The sequence below is a fragment of the Pseudomonas sp. WC1 genome (genome assembly GCF_050586565.1).
Lineage (GTDB): Bacteria > Pseudomonadota > Gammaproteobacteria > Pseudomonadales > Pseudomonadaceae > Aquipseudomonas.
Window position 1 is genome coordinate 1 of sequence record NZ_JBOBDQ010000031.1, and the last position, 18,897, is coordinate 18,897.

At 68.7% G+C, this 18,897-nt stretch carries 6 protein-coding genes; 3 read left to right on the top strand and 3 right to left on the bottom strand.

All coding sequences use genetic code 11. The features are described 5' to 3' along the window. Positions 1-842: shikimate dehydrogenase (locus ACQ4OD_RS15270; protein WP_430944528.1), on the bottom strand; the 842-nt coding region annotated here is incomplete at its 3' end. After that, on the bottom strand, positions 839-1,288 hold the full coding sequence (aroQ, locus tag ACQ4OD_RS15275; protein WP_110701615.1) for a type II 3-dehydroquinate dehydratase: 450 nt from the start codon (positions 1,286-1,288) through the stop codon (positions 839-841). The genes ACQ4OD_RS15270 and aroQ, both read right to left, overlap by 4 nt. A gap of 517 nt (positions 1,289-1,805) precedes the next feature. Here aroQ and mqo point away from each other — a divergent pair. The 3 genes from mqo to ACQ4OD_RS15290 all read left to right on the top strand — a co-directional run bounded on the left by mqo (position 1,806) and on the right by ACQ4OD_RS15290 (position 17,703). Continuing rightward, entirely contained in the window at positions 1,806-3,380 is a 1,575-nt protein-coding gene (gene mqo, locus ACQ4OD_RS15280) for a malate dehydrogenase (quinone) (RefSeq protein ID WP_139670170.1), read from the top strand. A gap of 466 nt (positions 3,381-3,846) precedes the next feature. Further along, positions 3,847-4,995 carry a substrate-binding domain-containing protein gene (locus ACQ4OD_RS15285; protein ID WP_102683759.1) on the top strand — a complete coding sequence of 383 codons (1,149 nt, stop codon included), beginning with the start codon at positions 3,847-3,849 and terminating at the stop codon, positions 4,993-4,995. Between the two features lie 207 nt (positions 4,996-5,202). Further along, entirely contained in the window at positions 5,203-17,703 is a 12,501-nt protein-coding gene (locus ACQ4OD_RS15290; protein ID WP_430944529.1) for a filamentous haemagglutinin family protein, read from the top strand. Positions 17,704-17,730: 27 nt separating this feature from the next. Here ACQ4OD_RS15290 and ACQ4OD_RS15295 read toward each other — a convergent pair whose 3' ends face one another. Beyond that, positions 17,731-18,879, bottom strand: a complete 1,149-nt coding sequence (locus ACQ4OD_RS15295) for an ABC transporter ATP-binding protein (RefSeq protein ID WP_111532248.1) — start codon at positions 18,877-18,879, stop codon at positions 17,731-17,733. Between the last annotated feature and the right edge of the window lie 18 nt (positions 18,880-18,897).

Here is an 18,897-nt window from a genome sequence, read left to right on the forward strand (position 1 = left end):
AAACTGGCGAAATGCGCCTGCATCCGCGCGGCATCCGCCGGGCGTCCACTGAACAGCTCGAACGCCTTGACCGCCTGGAACACTGCCATGGTGCCGCCATCGAGGGTGCGACAGCCCAGGGCCCGGGCCTGGCGCAAAAGCTCGGTCTCCAGCGGAAAATAGATGATCTCCGCCACCCAAAGCCCTGCGTGCAGCAACGCTGGCGGCAAGGGGGTGCCCGGCAGCTTGGCCATGCCCACGGGCGTGGTGTTGACCAGGCCATCGGCGCCGGCCAGGGTCTCGGCCAGATCGTTGCCGAGCATGGCGCGGCCCGCGCCGAAGCGCTGTGTGAGATTGTCCACCAGCGCCTGGGCGCGGGCCGGATCCACCTCGAACACGTGCAGTTGCTCGACGCCTTCGGCCAACAGTGCGTGAGCCACCGCCGCGCCCGCGCCACCCGCGCCCAGCTGCACCACGCGGCGTCTGGCCACCCCGGGCAGGCCCCGGCGCAGACCTTCGGCGAAGCCCAGGCAGTCTGTGTTGTGGCCGACCCGCCTGCCATCGCGCAGCACCACGGTGTTCACCGCGCCGATGCCGCGGGCCTCGTCCGACAGTTCGTCGAGCAACGGCAGGATCGCCTGCTTGAACGGGAAGGTGATGTTGAGCCCGCTGAACCCGGTGCGTTGGGCCGCGTCGAGCAACGCGGGCAGGGCGCTGTCGTCAAGGCCCAGCTGGTCGGCGTCGATCAGCCGGTACAGGTAGCGCAGCGCCTGGGCGTCGCCTTCGCGCTCGTGCAGCGCCGGTGTGCGCGAGGCCTGGATGCCACGGCCGATGAGGCCGGCGAGGATGCCTTGGGTGCTCATGCCGCGTGCTCGCGCAGGTGCTCGCTGAAATAGCCCAAGGCCATGCGGTAGCCCTGGCTGCCAAGGCCGCAGATGACTCCCACGGCGATGCTGGAGACGAACGACAGGTGACGGAACGGCTCGCGCTTGTGCACGTTGGACAGGTGCACTTCGATCACCGGCAGTTCACTGGCCACCAGGGCGTCGCGGATGGCCACCGAGGTGTGGGTCCAGGCGGCGGGGTTGATCACGATGCCGTGGCAGCGGCCACGGGCGGCGTGAATCCAGTCGAGCAGCTCGCCTTCGTGGTTGGTCTGGCGGAACTCCAGTTCCAGGCCCAGTTCGCGGGCACTGCCGGCGCACAGGCTGGCCAGGTCGGCAAGGGTTTCATGGCCATACTGGGTAGGTTCGCGGGTACCCAGCAGGTTGAGGTTAGGGCCGTTGAGCACGAGGATTCGGGGTGTCATGGCGGGTATCGCTTTGTTGTTTTTGAATAGCTCGATATTTGTACTATCTGGTTAGTTTCGTCAAATCCCGGAGGATTGAAAACGGGCGATTATCGGACCGTCCATGTCGATTATTTCGCGCATTTTTGCAGCGCCCATTAGACCGAGCGCCGCCCGCGCGGCGCATCGCGGATGAATCCGCTCCTACATTTGTTGCAACGTACCGAACCTGTCAGGCCATGGTTGCCAGCCTTGGCGAAGGGCTTGAGACAGGTGGGGCGGCGGCAATGCCCATCGAAAAATCGCGTCAAGCACAAAAGGCTAACAACCATGGCCTATCAGGCATGGCCACGTTGCAACAGATGTAGGAGCGGATTCATCCGCGATGCGCCGCGCGGGCGGCGCTCGATCTCACAGGCGCTGCAACTCTCCCGCCGATCACGACAAAGGCGATAAGAAACACAGCGACCATGCCCGAGCAAAACACTCGGCTAAGCTTGTCCTCCAGGCGCACGGAATGACCAATACGGGAGAGCACATGAACATCTACAAAACGCCCAGATGGGCATTGGCGGCCCTCACCCTGGCCCTGGGGCTGCATGCCCAGGCCGCCGACAGCAAGCGCGTCGATGTGCTGCTGGTGGGCGGCGGCATCATGAGTTCCACCCTGGCGGTGTGGCTCAACGAGCTGGAGCCGGGCTGGTCGATGCAGATGGTCGAGCGCCTGGACAAGGTGGCCGAGGAAAGCTCCAACGGCTGGAACAACGCCGGCACCGGTCACTCGGCGCTGGCCGAGCTCAACTACACGCCGGAGAAGGACGGCAAGATCGACATCAGCAAGGCGGTGGAGATCAACGAGTCGTTCCAGGTCACCCGTCAGTTCCTCGCCTGGCAGGTCAAGCAGGGCGTGCTGAAGAACCCGCGCTCGTTCATCAATACCACGCCGCACATGAGTTTCGTCTGGGGTGACGACAACATCCGCTTCCTCAAGAAACGCTACGAGGCGTTGCAGGCCAGCCCGCTGTTCAAGCCGATGCAGTACTCCGAGGATCACGCGCAGATCGCCAAGTGGGTGCCGCTGATGATGCAAGGGCGCGACCCCAACCAGAAGCTCGCCGTCACCTGGACGCCGATCGGCACCGATGTCAATTTCGGTGAGATCACCCGCCAGTACGTGGGCTACCTGCAGACCCGGCCGAACTTCGACCTCAAGCTGTCCAGCGAGGTGCAGGACATCACCCGTAACGACGACGGCAGCTGGCACGTCGAGTACAAGAACCTCAAGGACGGCGGCACCGCGAGCACCGACGCCAAGTTCCTGTTCATCGGTGCCGGCGGCGCCGCGCTGCACCTGCTGCAGAAGTCGGGCATCGACGAGGCCAAGGACTACGCCGGCTTCCCGGTGGGCGGCTCGTTCCTGGTCACCGACAACCCGGCCATCGCCCAGCGCCACATGGCCAAGGCCTACGGCATCGCCGCCACCGGCGCGCCACCCATGTCGGTGCCGCACCTGGACACCCGGGTACTTGATGGCAAACGCATGATCCTGTTCGGGCCGTTCGCCACCTTCTCCACCAAGTTCCTCAAGGAGGGCTCGCTGCTCGACCTGTTCGCCAGCATGTCGCTGCACAACACCTGGCCGATGGTGCGGGTCGGGGTGCGCGAGTTCGACCTGGTGCAATACCTGATCGGCCAGTTGATGCAGTCCGACGACGACCGCTTTGCCGCGCTGCAGACCTACTTCCCCGAGGCGAAGAAGGAAGACTGGCGCCTGTGGCAGGCCGGGCAGCGGGTGCAGATCATCAAGAAGGACGACAACCTGGGCGGGGTGCTGAAGCTGGGTACCGAGGTGGTCACCGCCAAGGACGGCAGCATCGCCGGTCTGCTCGGCGCCTCGCCGGGCGCCTCGACCGCGCCGCCGATCATGCTCGACCTGCTGAACAAGGTGTTCAAGGACAAGGTGGCCACGCCTGAGTGGCAGGCGAAGATCAAGCAGATCATCCCGTCCTACGGCATCCGCCTGAACGAGCACCCCGACAAGGTCCAGGAAGAGTGGACCTATACCAGCGAACTCCTGCAACTGGCATCGCCCAGCGAGGTGGCCGCGCCCTGAGCGGCTGCCCGCTCGCCGACAAGCCGGCTCCCACAGGACGGCACCAGGCTGCAGGTCGGCGCGGTCGGTGTGGGAGCCGGCTTGCCGGCGATGCGTCGCGTCAGCGGCGCTTGGGTTTGCCAGGAACGATAACCAACCTGTCAGTTTGAACCGGTCGACAGCGGTTGCATCTTTTTTCACCCTCACCGTAAACACCCGAGTGTGCCACTGCTCAACCTCCGGACTGCTCCCACCCGTACCGTCTGGCCCCGCCTCCATCGCCTGCGCGTAAGCCTGAAAAAACGCCTCCCGACACCCGAGTCTTTCCCCGCCGAACTCCCGATGTTTTTTCCTTTGCCTGTCACCACAAGCTGCGAATGTTGGCCCGTGGACAGGCCTCAGCCCCTCTGGATCAGGGTATACGGCCTGTGGCCACAGCAATGCGCGACCCACTCAACGTATGAACACGACGATAGGAGATTGCTTCATGTTTAAGCGTACTGTGATCGCCGCCTCCCTGGTGGCTGCTACCCTGGCTTCGGCCCAATCCATGGCTGCTGTTGTCGGTGGCGGTGCCACCCTGCCGGAAAACCTCTACAACGGCACCTCGAGCCTGCCGCGCCTGCTGCCGGCCGACTTCAGCTACACCGGTGTCGGCAGTGGTGGCGGCAAGACGGCGTTCCTGACCAACGCAGCGGCCTCGATCAACCAGCCGGCCGGCACCAACGTCGACTTCGCCGGCAGCGACTCGGTCCTGAGCGCCTCGGAGCTGTCGACCTACAACAGCAGCAAGGCCGCCACCTGGGGCAAGCTGGTGCAGATCCCATCGGTGGGCACCTCCGTTGCCATTCCCTACAAGAAGTCGGGCGTGACCAACCTGCAACTGACCGGCGCCCAGCTGTGCGGCGTGTTCTCCGGTACCACCACCACCTGGGGCCAGCTGCTGGGCACCGCCGACGCCACGCCGATCAAGGTCATCTACCGCTCCGGCAGCAGCGGCACCACCGAGCTGCTGTCGCGCTTCCTGGCTGACGCCTGCCCATCGTCCTTCGTGGTCAGCAGCACCTTCACCACCGCCAACGTCGGCAGCGAACCGGCCACCTGGCAAGCCGTCGCCGGCAGCGCCGATGTGGTCAACGCGGTCAACGCCACCGATGGCACCATCGGCTACGTCAGCCCTGACTATGTCGCCACCGGCAACAACGCCGTGGTCGCCCGCGTCAGCAAGAACGCCATGGCCGCCGGTACCGCGCCACTGCCAACCGCCGCCAATGCCCGCACCGCCCTGGGTACCGCTGTCGCCCCGAGCACCGCAGCCGACCGCGCCGACCCAAGCAAGTGGGTGCCGATCTTCAACGCCGGTGGCGTGGTACCGACTTCGGGCTATCCGATCGTCGGCTACACCAACCTGCTGGTCGGCCAGTGCTACCAGACCGCCGCCGATGCCACCGCCATCCGCAGCTTCCTGAACGATCTGTACACCGGTGCCAAGGCCGCCACCATCGCCCAGCACTCCTTCGTCAGCCTGCCGGCCGCCTACGCCGCCGAGATCAAGAAGGTGTTCCTGGACAACGGCTACAACGAAGGCACCAACATCGCCAACGCTTCGGTCTGCAACGGTATCGGCCGTCTGTAAGCATCACGCGAAGCGCCAGGCCCGCAACGGGCGGACAACCGACGGTGGCCGGCACGGCACCGTCGGTTTTCGCGTGTGCGCGTACCCCAGGCAGATGAACTTTGCATGACAAAGCTTCGGTCCGCGCCCGGGCCGACTGCCTTATGGCAAAGCGGCATCACGGCCGCACCGACCTGCCTTCCATGACCCTGCACAAGGAACCCTGCAATGTCGCGCGGCCAGCACCAGCCAGACCTATCAGCCACCGTCGCCCGCCGGCGTCGCCAGCCTGCAGGCCACGCGCCGATGCTGCTCAAGCCCTTGGCCCAGGCCATCGCACTGTTGTTGCTGTCCGGCACGGCCCAGGCCGCGCAGCCGTTCAGCCCGGCCTGGTTCGCGGCCAAGGGCGCCGCGCCCGCAGCCGGTGGCGGCGCGGCAGCGGGCCACGTGCAACTGCCCGGCGCGCCACCTCCGCTGGCCCAGCAGCAGCGCCTGCAGCAGCGGTTCCAGCGCTCCCTGGGCAACCTCGACAACACCGTGGCCGCCATCGCCGCGCAGCAGGCGGCGCAGGCCGCCGGCCGCACCCTGGCGCAGGTACAGCCGCAGACCGTGCCCAACGGCCTGGGCGAGGGCGGCCTGAAGGTCGACGAGAACCCGCTGACCAAGGGCTGGCAGAACGCCAAGGCGCCGCAGCAGAGCCAGGTGGGCGGCAAGACCCAGGTGCTGATCGAACAGACCGCCGACAAGGCGATCCTCAACTGGGAAACCTTCAACGTTGGCCGCGACACCACGGTCAAGTTCGACCAGCAGGCGCAGTGGGCGGTACTCAACCGGGTCAACGACCCCAACGCCCGGCCGAGCCAGATCCACGGCCAGATCGAGGCCCAGGGCACGGTGATGCTGCTCAACCGCAACGGCGTGGTATTCAACGGCAGCAGCCAGGTCAACGTGCGCAACCTGGTGGCGGCGGCGGCGCAGGTCAGCGACGAGCAGTTCCGCGAACGCGGGCTGTATGTCGACAGCAACGGCAGCCAGGCCACCTTCACCCAGGCCGGCGGCAAGGTCGTGGTGCAACGGGGCGCGCAACTGCAGACCCGCGCCCCAGCCACCTCCACCGAGGGCGGCGGGTATGTGCTGCTGCTGGGCAGCGAGGTGAACAACGAAGGCCAGATCATCACACCCCAGGGCCAGGCAACGCTTGCCGCCGGTGACGACTTCTACATCCGCCGGGGCAGGGGCACCCAGGCCAACGTCTTCTCCACCACCCGCGGCAATGAGGTCGCCAGCAGCCTGAAGCCCGGCGGCAGCGCCGGCAACGTGGTCAACAACGGACTGATCCAGGCGGCGGGCGGTGATATCACCCTGACCGGCCATGCCCTGCGCCAGGATGGCGTGGCCCTTGCCAGCACCGCGGTGGACCGGCGCGGCAGCATCCACCTGCTCAACTCGGCCAGCGACACCAGCGGCACGGTCAGTTTTGGAAAGGGCAGCGTCACCGCCGTGCTGCTCGACGACAGTCAGGCCCTGGACAGCCAGCGCGAGGCCTCGCGGCAGGGGGTGGATGGGGTCAGCGGCAACAATGCCTCGGGCCGTTTCGACAACCTGAGCAAAGTCATCGACCGCCCCGAGCAGTCGCGGGTGGAGGTGGTCAGCGGTGGCACCGTGCATTTCCAGGAAGGCGCCCTGACCCTGGCCACCGGTGGCCAGGTGGCCGTCAGCGCCGGGCTGCGCAGCCTGGTGGACGATGGCGCGCGCATCGATGTGGCCGGGGCCCTCGGGGTCAAGGTCGCCATGGAAAGCAATGTCATCAAGATCAACGTGCAGGGCAACGAACAGCGCGACGCGGCCGGCAACCGTGACAAGGGCGGCCTGATCAACCGCGATGTGTGGGTGGACGTGCGTGAGCTGGTGCATGTGGAGAAGGGCGTCAACGGCTACGCCAGCGACCGCTGGTACACCGCCGGTGGGCTGCTCGAGGTGGGCGGCTACCTGGGCACGCGCAACCACAGCGTCGGCGAGTGGATGGCCCAGGGCGGCACGGTGACCTTCACCGGCCAGGACCTGGTGACCCGCGCCGGCGCCGAGATCAACTTGTCTGGCGGCACCCTGGCGGTGCAGGACGGTTACATCCGCCAGAGCTGGCTGCGCGGTGAGGACGGCCGCCTTTACGAACTGTCGAAGGCCCCGGGCGACCTGCTCTACACCGGCCTGTACAACGGCTACGAGGCGCACAGCGCGCGCTGGGACCAGACCCGCACCTTCTACAACCCGCTGATTGCCCCCGGCCAGCGTTACGAGCAGGGTTATACCGTGGGCCGCGACGCCGGCAGCCTGGTGGTGGCGACCCAGAGCGCGCTGCTCGACGGCCAGTTGCTCGGCCAGACCTGGCAGGACGAGCGCCAGGTGCAGGCGCCGGTACGCGGGCGCGACGGCTATCGCCAGGTGCACACCGCCCGGGCCCAGGGCGCGCAACTGGTGATCGGCCAACAGCTGCCCGGCTACCTCAGCGACGCCAAGGAGCTCGGCTTCAGCCTGACCCCGGTCATGCAGCAGGTGCTGATACGCCAGGGCGCCGGGGGGCAGAGCGCCGATGTCGGCCTGCAGGCACCGTTGGACGAGCGGCGCCGTGGCCAGTTGGTACTCGACAGTGGCTGGCTCAACGGCCTGGAGCTGGGTGGCCTGAGTGTTGCCGCCCAGCGGCGCATCGAGGTCGATGATGCCGTGCGCCTGGCCGATGGCGGCAGCCTGACGCTCTATGCCCCGCAGGTCCAGGTCAATGCCGACCTGACCGCCAGGGGCGGGCAGATGGCCCTGGGCGATGTGCTACGCCAGCGTGTTCTCGCCAGCCTGCAGGACCAGACGCTGGCCACCCCGGCAGGGCTGCGCGCGCAGGTCGGCGTGGCCGCCGGAGTGCGCCTGGATGTCAGCGGTCTGCGCAGCGAAGGCATGGACCCAGGCGAGCGCGCCTGGCGCAACGGTGGCAGCCTGAGCCTGCGCAGCAGCGGCGATGTGCTGCTGGACAACGGCAGCGTGCTGGACGTATCCGGCGGTGTGGTACGCCGCGAGGGCAACCGCCTGCTCGGTGGCAGTGGCGGCAACCTGACCTTGCAGAGTAGCGCGCTGGACAACAGCGGCACCGGGCGCATGCGCCTCGACGGCGAGCTGCGCGGCTACGGCAGCAGTGGCGCAGGCACCCTGACCGTGGCCGCCGAGCGGGTGAGTGTGGGGGGCAGCGGGCAGGGCGAGACCGGCGTGCACCTGGCCGAAGATTTCTTCAACCGTGGTTTCGCTCATTACGCCATCACCGGCAACCATGGCCTGAGTGTGGCCGCTGGCAGCCGTATCGACGTCACCCGGCCGGTGGAGCAACTCGACGCCAGCCGGCCGCTCGGCGATCCGGCGCTGATCGGGTTGGCGCCACTGTTGGCGCAGAACGCGGTGGCCGGCAAGCTGGAACCGCGCGCCGGCGCAAGCCTGGCCCTGGCGGCGGGTGATAGCCGCTTCGACCAGGCGAGCCGTGAAGCGGCGGTGCTCGAGGTCGGGCGCGGCGCGACGATCAGTGTCGACCCCTTGCAGTCGATCAGCCTGACCAGCACCGCGCAGTTGAACCTGAACGGTACCCTCAATGCCTGGGGTGGCAGTGTCAGCCTGCTGCAGCAATGGTTGCCGACCATGGACTCCGGCGTGACGGAGGGGGCGCACCAGCGCTCGATCCGCCTGGGTGAGCAGGCCGTGATCGATGTGTCCGGGCGGGCGGTCACCGCCCTGGATGCGCAAGGTCGCCGTTATGGTCGGGTCGACGATGGCGGCAGCATTGTCATTGGCGGGCAGATCGACCATGACCAGGGCACCAGCAACGGCGCCTATCTGTTCCTGGACATGGCCGAGGGCGCTCGCCTGCGCGCCGACGGCGCCCAGGCCACGCTGGATATCCGTGGCCAGGGTCCGCTGGCCATGGCCAGCAACGGCGGGCGCATCAGCCTGTCGTCGAGCCACGGCCTGCGCCTGGACGGCAGCTTCAGCGCCGCCTCCGGTGGCCTTGGTGCCGCGGGCGGCAGCCTGGAGGTGGCGCTGGATAGCGGTCTCTACCTCAACGGTAGCCTGGTCGACGCCGTCAAGGCGCCACGCGAGCTGGTGCTCGGCCAAGGCGCGGCCAATGCCGAGCAAGGGCCGCTGCGCTATGGTCAGGGGCGGCTCAGCGTTGCTCAGGTTGCTGCGGGGGGCTTCGACAGCTTGTCGCTGCTCAGCGATGGTGTAGTGGCCTTCGAGGGTGACCTGGACCTGCGCATGGCCCGTAGCCTGCAGCTGTACACCGGCTCGCTGGTGCTGGCCCAGAGCAGCGCCGGCGATGCCCGTGTGCACTTGCAGGCGCCCTATGTGCGGCTTGCCGGCAGCAACCATCGCAGCGCCGACCAGGCGACCCGGCCGACCCTCAAGGGCGGGCTGTCGACGCAAGACAGCGCGGCGCTGTTGCAGGTCGACGCCCACCTTCTGGACCTGCGCGATGCCGTGACCTTGGGCGCCCATGGCAGCCTGGCGCTGGCCGCCGGTGGTTCACTGGACTTCGACCGCCGAGGTTTTGCCTTGGGCAGCCTGCGCAGCCAGGGCGACCTGCGGGTGCTGGGCAAGGTTGGCGAGGGCACCGACAGGACCCTGCTGCGCAGCAATGCCGACCTGGAGCTGCTCGCTGCCCAGGTCTATCCGACCACGGGCGCCTTCGGCCAGATCGAGACGGCCAGCGACGCCACCTTGCGCATCGGCAGGGCTGGGCAAGGCACGCCCGACCAGCCGTTCTCGGTGTTTGGCCGGTTGGCGCTGATCGCCGGCAAGGTCGAGCAGGGCGGTGTGCTGCGCGCGCCCCTCGGCGGGCTGTCGCTGGGGCAGGAAACGGGGGGCACCGAGTCCGTCACCCTGCTGCCGGGCAGCATCACCTCGGTCAGCGCGGCAGGGCTGGTCATGCCCTACGGCGGGACGGTGGATGGCCTGAGCTACCTGTTCGGTGGCCAGGCGGTGAAGCTGCTGGGCGCGGCGGGCGACAGCCTGTACGGGGTATCGCTCAACGGCAAGTCCATCGACATCCGCCAGGACGCGCTGATCGACCTGTCCGGAGGCGGCACGCTGACCGGCGCTGGCTTCGTCTCCGGGCGTGGCGGCTCCACCGACGCCCGCTACCATCCGCTGATGCAACTCGATGGCGAGGGCCGCCTGGTCCTGCCCACGCTGGGCAGCAACCCGGTCTACGCCATTGTGCCGAGCTTCACCGGCCCTTATGCGCCGGTGACCGGCGAGGCCGGCGTGACGGCGCCGGGGATCGGCCAGCAGATCACCCTGGATGGCAGCGTTCCTGGCCTGGCGGCGGGCACCTACACCTTGCTGCCGGCCAGCTTTGCGCTGCTGCCGGGGGCGTTCAGGGTCGAGCTCAATGGCCTGGCCATGGCCGGGGGCAGCGCTGCCAGCCTGGCGATGCGCAACGGCTCCTGGACTACCACGGGCAGCCTGTCGGTGGCCAACACCGGTATCCGCCAGCCGCTGTCGAGCCAGGTGATCCTGACCTCGGGCGACGTGTTGCGGCGCTATTCGCAGTACAACGAAACGTCCTACGCCACCTTCGCCCGTGCCGATGCCTCGGCCAAGGGCGTGCCGCGCGCGGCGATCGAGGCCGATGGCAAGTGGCTGAACCTGCGGGTGCAGGGCAACAACGAGGCCGCCAGTACTTTGCGCGTCGCCGGCCGGGTGAACTTCGCCGCCGCCGAAGGCGGTCATGCCGGCAGCGCGGCAGTGTTCGGCGCCCGCGGCCTTGAGGTGGTGGCCGATGGTGGCGCCGGCCAGGCCAGCGGCGAGAACATCGCGGTGCTGTCGGCCCGCGAGCTCAATGCCCTGCAGGCACCCCGGCTGACCTTGGGCGGCCGCGCCAACGTACTCTACGGCCAGGGCGGCAACCAGATGACCTTCCTCGAAGGCACCAGCGATGTCTGGCTGCGTTCGGGGGCGGTGCTGCAGGCCGGTGAAGTGTTCCTGACCAACAACGACCCGCGTGGCAGCATCGTTGTCGAGCAGGGGGCCGGGATCGTCACCCTTGGCCGAGGCGCGGTGCCTTTCGATGCCGATGACGGCTACTTCATCAACAGCAACGGCCGTGCCTTGCTGGCGGTGTCCAACGGCCGGCTGGATGTGGTGTCGTCGCAGTTCACCAGCAGCTGGTCGCCGGGCTCCATCCTCATTGGCGGTTGCAGCGCCGGCGGTTGCCAGGGCACCACCCGGCTGTACTCGGAAGGCTCGTTGTTCGCCGCCACCGACAAGACCTTCAGTCTCGATGACGGGGTGGCCTTCGGGACCCGGCACCTGGGCCTGGCGGTCGGGCGGATCAACGTCGGCAGCGCCGACGCGCTGGCTCGCGCCCTGGCGGACGGCGTGCTGGGCCAGGGCCTGACCCTCAACCAGCAGGTGCTCGACCGTCTGCTGCAGGGCAGCCCGGCCGAGGCTGTGCCGGCACTGGAGACCCTGACCCTGGCGGCGTCCGACTCGCTGAACTTCTTCGGCACCACGGCGCTCGACACCTACGACCCGGTCACCGGCAAGAACCGCCTGCAGGCGCTGGTGCTCGGCGTGCCGGCCATTTATGGCCATGGCCAGGCCGGCGACCAGGCGACCATTCGCACCGAACGGCTGATCTGGAGCGGTGCGCGCAACGCCGCGGGCGCGCCGATCGCGGGCGGGGCCGGCAGTGGCGATGGCCTGCTGGCAATCCGCGTCAAGGACCTGGAGTTCGGTTACGGCGCCAACAGCCAGCCCGATGGCAGCGCCGACATGGCGCGCCAGACGCTGGGCTTCAGCCGCGTGGAACTGCACGCCAGCCACCAGGTGAGCGCCAACCACAAGGGCAGCCTGCTGGTCCACCACCGCCGTGGTGACTACCAGGCCGACGGTAGCTTCGCCTACAGCGGCGGTGACCTGCTGGTGGACACACCGCTGTGGACCGGCACCGCCGGCTCGCTCAATCGTATCGAGGCCGGTGGCACCCTGCGCGTGCAGGGCGGCGGTGGCACCCTGGCCAGCGGTCCTCAGGCCCTGGGCGCCGAGCTGAGCCTGAAGGCGCGGCAACTGCTGGTCGATGGCACCTTCAGCCTGCCCAGCGGCCGCCTGACCCTGCAGGCGCTGGACGACCTGCGCCTGGGTGACGCCGCACGGCTGGACCTGGCCGGGCGTACCTTGACCCTCAACGACGTGACCCAGTACAGCTGGGGCGGCGAGCTGGTGCTGGGCAGCCAGTTCGGCGACATTCACCAGGCCGCTGGCGCGCTGATCGACCTCAGTGCCCGCGGCAACCGCGCCGGGCGGCTGACGGCCATTGCCCTGGGCGAGCAGGGTGGGCGCATCGAACTGCTCGGCCAGATCCTCGGCGCGGCCAGTGGCCGTTACGACGCCGCCGGCACGCAGGTCCCGTACGCGGGCGGGGTGGTCGATATCCGCGCCCGGCAACTGGACGACTTTGCCGGCCTCAACCAGCGCCTGAACCGCGACCAGGTGTTCGGTGCGCGCAGCTTCCAGATCAAGCAGGGTGACCTGGTGATCGGCGATGAGCTCAAGGCCCAGCAGATCAACCTGTCGCTGGACAACGGGCAGCTCACGGTCAACGGCCATGTCGATGCCAGCGGCGAGCAGGTCGGCAGCATCCGCCTGGCTGCCAATCGAGGCCTGACCCTGGGCGCCGGGGCCTTGCTTGACGCCCATGGCAGTGTGCTGCGGGTCGACAGCTACGGCGCGATCATCGATGCGCCGAACCGTGCCGTGGTCGAGCTCAACAGCGGCCAGGGCCAGTTGACCCTGGCCAGCGGCGCACGCATCGACCTGCGCCACGGCACCGCCTCCGGGCAGGGCGATGGCCGCCAGCGCGGCACCCTGGAGCTGATCGCCCCGCGCCTGGGCAGCGATACGGTGGGCGATATCGCCATCGACGTGCGTGGCCCAGTGGACATTCTCGGCGCGCGCACCATCGCCGTGGTCGGCAACCAGCGCTACACCGACGCGGCGCCGGGCGGCACTTCGGCCAGTGGCCGGCCGATCCAGGTCATCGACCAGGACTACTTGACCCGCAAGCACGACCTGAGTGTGCTGTTCATTGACAACCTGCTGCGCAACCGTGACCTGCTCGACGTGCGCCTGGCCGGGCTGAACAACGCCCGCTACGCCCAGGCCCTGCACCTGCGCCCGGGTGTGGAGATCGCCACGGTCGATGCCGGCACCGACCTGGTGGTGCAGGGTGACCTGGACCTGTCCGGCCATCGCTACGCCAGCCTCAACCCGCTGACGCCGAAGACTGCCGTTCACGGTTCGGGCGAGGTAGGCAACCTGGTGCTGCGCGCCGGCGGCAACCTGGAGGTGTATGGCAGCATCAGCGACGGTTTCATGCCGCTGGACCTGGCCAGCGACGAAGCGCGCATGGACGGCAAGGGCTGGTTGCTGCTGCCCGGCAAGCAGCCGTTCGACAGCGACCTGGTGATTCCGCGCAGCGGCGTCGAGCTGGCCGAGGGCACGCTGTTCCCAGAAGGCAGCCTGCTCAATTTCGACCTGCCGTTCGCCGCCACCACCTTGCCGGCCAACCTGCGCCTGCCCAGCGCCATGAGCCTGTCGGCGCCGCTGAGCCTGCCCGCGGGCACGGTGCTCGAGGCCGCGGTACGCGACGCTGGCGGCAACCTGTTGTACGCCGCCGGCACGCTGCTGCGCGAGGCGGTCACCCTGGGCATGGGCACGCGTCTGGACGCCGGCAGCCGCCTGCCGGTCAGCGTGGCCGTGCAGGGCGGTATCTGGAGCAAGGGCATCGCCCTGCCCAGTGGCGGCCTTACCCAAGGCAGCGCGCTTACCCTGGCCGTTGGCTCGCGGCTGCCGGCGGGCACCGATGTCAAGCTCGCCGCAGGCGTCGACCTGATCGAGCTGCGCCCCGCAAGCAATGGCCAGCAGGGGCGCAACTGGGCGCTGGCGCAGATGCTGCCGGCAGGCTCGCAGTCGTGGTCGATGCGCCTGGTGGCCGGCGCCGACCTGGACGCCGCCGACAGCCGCATCACCCGCGCCGACACCGATGCCGGCGTGCTTCGCCTGGCCGACCTGCACTACATCGCGCAGCAGAAGCGCAGCGGTGGCGGGGCTGGCGGCACCGGCATGGTCTGGGGGCCGGACAACACCTACGGCATGGAGCCCGGTACCCCGGTAGCCCCCGAGGACCTGGCGCTGTGCGATATCGCCGGTTGGTGCGAGCCGGCGGTGAAGACCATCAAGGTGTGGGGCCCCGACAACACCTACGGCATGGAGCCGGGCACGCCGGTGGCGCCCGAGGACCTGGTGTTGTGCGACATCGCCGGCTGGTGCGTGGACCAGACGCTGGGGGGCAAGAAGCTCTGGGTCTGGGGGCCGGACAACACCTATGGCATGGAGCCCGGCACCCCGGTGGCCGACGCCGACATGGAGTTGTGCTCGATCCCCGGCTGGTGCGTGGAGATCGACGCGCCGACCGAGCCCGAGCGTATCGAGGTCACGCCGCACACCCTGATGTTCAGCGTGTTGCGCACCGGTACCGGCGACCTTGACCTGCTCAGTGCCGGCGACTGGCGCATGGACTCGCTGTTCGGTGTCTACACCGCCGGCACCCAGGCGCCGTCGCTGTGGCGCGACGGCGTCGATCCGCACCAGCTCGCCCGTGGCCGGCTGGCCGACGGCAGCGTGCTCGGCAGCGCCGGCGCGCCCTATGAGGCGCTGACCGAAAGCCTGTACCGCGCCTGGTATCCGGAGCAGGGCGGCAACCTGCGGATCGCGGCCGGGGGCGACCTTGCCGGCAACCTGGTGGCGAGCAAGACCGGCGGCGCCCTCTCCAGGCCGCAAGTGGCATCGGCCGCGGTGGGCAACTGGCTGTGGCGCCAGGGCCAGACCAGTGCCGATACCCCGGCGGCGTGGTGGGTCAACTTCGGCACCTTCGCCCAGCAGCCCCAGGCCTCGGTGGCCGAACCTTGGCTGGTGGGCTTCACTGGCATCGGCACCCTGGGGGGTGGCAACCTGGACGTCGGCGTGGGTGGCTCGGCCGGCCTGTTGCAGGCCAGCAATACCGCGGGCGTCGAGGCCGAGCGCAGCCAGGGCCTGAACCTGGTGGTCGGCGGCAGCGGCCGGATCGCCGAGGATGGTCGCCTGGTGCAGACCGGCGGCGGCGACCTGAACCTGCGGGTGGCCGGTGGCATCAACCCGGCGTCCGCGGCACTGGAGATGGCGCGGGTCACCCCCGACCTGGGCGGCACGCTGGTCAACCTGCGGGGTGCGCTGAATGTCCAGGCGGGCAGCGTCGGGGTGGTCAGGCAGGTGTATGGCAGCAGCTTCGCCTTCAATGACAGCAGCGAGTCGCGCGCCTACGACCCCTATACCTCGACCAAGGCCGCGGCGCTGGGGGGGCTGACGCTCATGCCTGGTGATGCCGCGGTGCGCCTGGACAGCCGCGGCGACCTGGTCGTGCAGGGTGTCGGTGACCCGGGCCGGGTGCCGCAGTTCAACATGACCGGCTTCCTCGGCGACAACGGTGTGCGCTATGCCGGGCAGGGCAACAGCTGGTTCTCGTTGTGGCGCGAGACCACCGCCGTGGACATGCTCGCCCTGGGCGGCAATGTCACGCCGGTGAACTTCGATGAGCTGCGTCCGGGCCGTAACCTGCCGCTCTACGGTGGCCGCCTGTTCTACCCGACGGCGCTGCGGGTGACGGCGGCCAACGGCAGCCTGTACTACGGCAGTTCGGCCAGCGAGCGTGGCATCGCCACCTCCGCCTATTCGCTGATGACCGCACCTTCGGCGCGCAGCGCTTTGCAACTGATTGCCGGTGAGTCGATCTACGCCGGCGGCTATGTGATCAGCCAGGCGGGCACCGACACCTCGGCCATCGCCACGCCGCAACGGCCGGCAATGCTTGGCCAGGACTTCTCGTACGTGTACCAGGCCAGCAACCTGAGCGCGGATATCGCCGCGAGCCTGGATGCGTCGCCGCTGTTCACCTATGGCCTGAACACCTACAAGGCCGGGTTGCGGCCGCAGACACCCGCACGCTTCTATGCCCTGGCCGGGGACATCGTCGGCTTGAACACCGGCGAGATCATCGAGTACCAGCAGACCGGGCTCAAGCTGTATCAGGGCGCGGGGCCGGTGCGGGTGATGGCCGGGCGCGACATCGTCAACGCCGGCAAGGCCCTGGGCGTCGAGCGCTTCGGCGCGCCGGGCATGGTGGCGGGGGACCAGGGTAACGTCTATTCCTCGGGCAACCTGGTCATCCATGGCGATGCCCTGGATGTCTCGCTGATCAGCGCCGGGCGCGACATTCGCCTGAGCACCTTCAATGTTGCCGGGCCCGGCCAGCTGGAGGTGGTCGCCGGGCGCAACCTGTTCCAGTCCGGCCAGGGCGTGGGCTCGGCTTACCAGGAGGCGGCGATCAACAGTATCGGCCGGGTCGATGGCAGTGGTGGCGGCAACGATGGCGCGGCTATCGCCATCGTCGTCGGCGCCGGCAAGGCCGGCCCGGACTACCAGCGTCTGCTCGAGCGCTACCTCGGCGCGGAGCAGCCCGCCGACAGCGGCCAGGCGGACAACGTGTTCAAGCGCTATGACCTGGAGCTGCAGGCCTGGCTGCGCGAACGCTTCGGCTTCAGCGGCGACAGCGCCGACAGCCGCGCCTACTTTGCCGCCTTGCCCGCCGAGCAGCAGCGCATCTTCGCCCGCCAGGTCTACTTCAGCGAGCTGCGTGAAGGCGGGCGCGAGTACAACGACGTCAACGGCCCGCGTACCGGCAGCTACCTGCGCGGTCGCCAGGCGATCGCCGCGTTGTTCCCGGACAAGGACGTGGCCGGCAATCCGATCCGCTACGACGGCAGCGCCACCGTCTACGGCGGCGCGGGCATCCACACCGATTTCGGCGGCGGCATCCAGGTGCTGACCCCAGGTGGCCAGCAGGTGTTCGGCATCGAGGGCGAAGCGCCGCCGTCCACCGCCGGGATGATCACCCAGGGCAGCGGCGACATCCAGCTGTACTCCCAGGGCAGCATCCTGCTCGGCCAGAGCCGGATCATGACCACCTTCGGCGGCTCGATCCTCGGCTGGTCGGCCCAGGGCGACATCAACGCCGGCCGCGGCTCGAAGACCACCGTGGTGTACACGCCGCCCAAGCGCACCTACGACCTGTGGGGTAACGTCGGCCTGGCGCCGAGCGTGCCGAGCACCGGTGCTGGCATTGCCACGCTCAACCCGATTGCCGAGGTGGCGCCGGGGGATATCGACCTGATCGCACCGTTGGGCACCATCGATGCCGGCGAGGCGGGGATCCGCGTGTCGGGCAACGTCAACATCGCCGCGCTGCAGGTGGTCAACGCTGCCAACATCCAGGTGCAGGGCGATGCCAAGGGCATGCCGGTGGTGGCCGCGGTGAACACCGGGGCGATCGCTTCGGCCAGCGCCGCGGCGTCGTCGGCGAGCCAGGCGGCCGAGGAGGCGGGCCGCCAGCAACAGGCCGCGTCGCGTCAGCGCCAGCCATCGGTGATCACCGTGCAGGTGCTGGGCTTCGGTGGCGAGCGGCTGGTGCCGGGGCAGGACGGGGCGAGCCTTAATCCGCAGTACAACCGCCAGAGCCCAGTGCAGGTACTGGGCGCGGGGGCGCTGGATGAGCGGGCCAAGGCGCAATTGACCGAGGAGGAGCGGGGCAACCTGTTGCTGTGAGGGGCCGCGCTACGGCCCCTGGTTGGCTCAATGCGCCCCGGCGCCCTTGCTCAGGTCGCTCTCGGCCCAGTCGGTGTAGACGCACGCATCCGCCACGGCCCAGCGCACCCTGACCTGGTCGCCCGGCTGCATGGGCATGCCCGCGGCGGACAGCGCCTTGACCGTCAGCGCCGTGCCGCCCTGGGTGACCACGTGGCAGGTCTGGCTTTCGCCGAGGAACAGCAGCTCGGCGACCGTGGCGCTGACTTCGTTCCAGCCTGCCGGCAAGGGTTCGCGCGCGGCCTGCTCGACGGTCAGCGCCTGGGCCTTCTCCGGGCGCACCATGATCAACGCTTCCTGGGCGTTGGCCAGGCCCGGGGTCAGGCGCACCGCCACCGGCTGGCCCTCGAAGTGTCCGCCGCCGTTGCCGCTGGCAGTGAAGCGCAGGAAGTTGGAGTTGCCCAGGAACGAGGCGACGAAGGCATTCGGCGGGTTCTGGTAGAGGTCGTAGCCGGTGCCCAGGCCGACGATGCGGCCATGGCTGAAGATGGCGATGCGCTGGGACAGGCGCATTGCCTCCTCCTGGTCGTGGGTCACGTAGACGATGGTGATGCCCAGGCGCCGGTGCAGCTGGCGCAGTTCGTCCTGCAGGTCTTCGCGCAGCTTCTTGTCCAGCGCGCCGAGTGGCTCGTCCATCAGCAGGATGCGCGGCTCGTACACCAGCGCCCGGGCGATCGCCACGCGCTGCTGCTGGCCGCCGGACATCTGCGAGGGCTTGCGGTGGGCGAAGGGTTCCAGGCGTACCAGCTTGAGCATGGCCTCCACGCGCTTGCGGGTCTCGTCGGCGCCGAGTTTGCGGATGGCCAGGGGGAAGCCGATGTTGTCGCGCACGTTCAGGTGCGGGAACAGCGAGTAGCGCTGGAACACCATGCCGATGTCGCGCTTGTGCGGCGGCACGTTGACCAGCGACTGGCCGTCGACCAGGATCTCGCCGCTGCTGGGCGTCTCGAAGCCGGCCAGCATCGACAGGGTGGTGGACTTGCCCGAGCCGCTGGAGCCGAGGAAGGTGAGGAACTCGCCGTCCTGGATCTCAAGGTCCAGGTTGTCCACGGCAGTGAAGTCGCCGTAGTGCTTGTTCAGGCCGCGCAGGCTGACCAGGGTCTGGTTGCGGGTATCGTCTTTAATCACTGCACTCATTGTCATTGTCTCCAGGCA

What these genes read in the sequence shown, in the direction of transcription:
- aroQ (WP_110701615.1), bottom strand. Translation starts at nt 1,288, where the DNA reads ATGACACCCCGAATCCTCGTGCTCAACGGCCCTAACCTCAACCTGCTG.
- mqo (WP_139670170.1), top strand. Translation starts at nt 1,806, where the DNA reads ATGAACATCTACAAAACGCCCAGATGGGCATTGGCGGCCCTCACCCTG.
- ACQ4OD_RS15285 (WP_102683759.1), top strand. Translation starts at nt 3,847, where the DNA reads ATGTTTAAGCGTACTGTGATCGCCGCCTCCCTGGTGGCTGCTACCCTG.
- ACQ4OD_RS15290 (WP_430944529.1), top strand. Translation starts at nt 5,203, where the DNA reads ATGTCGCGCGGCCAGCACCAGCCAGACCTATCAGCCACCGTCGCCCGC.
- ACQ4OD_RS15295 (WP_111532248.1), bottom strand. Translation starts at nt 18,879, where the DNA reads ATGAGTGCAGTGATTAAAGACGATACCCGCAACCAGACCCTGGTCAGC.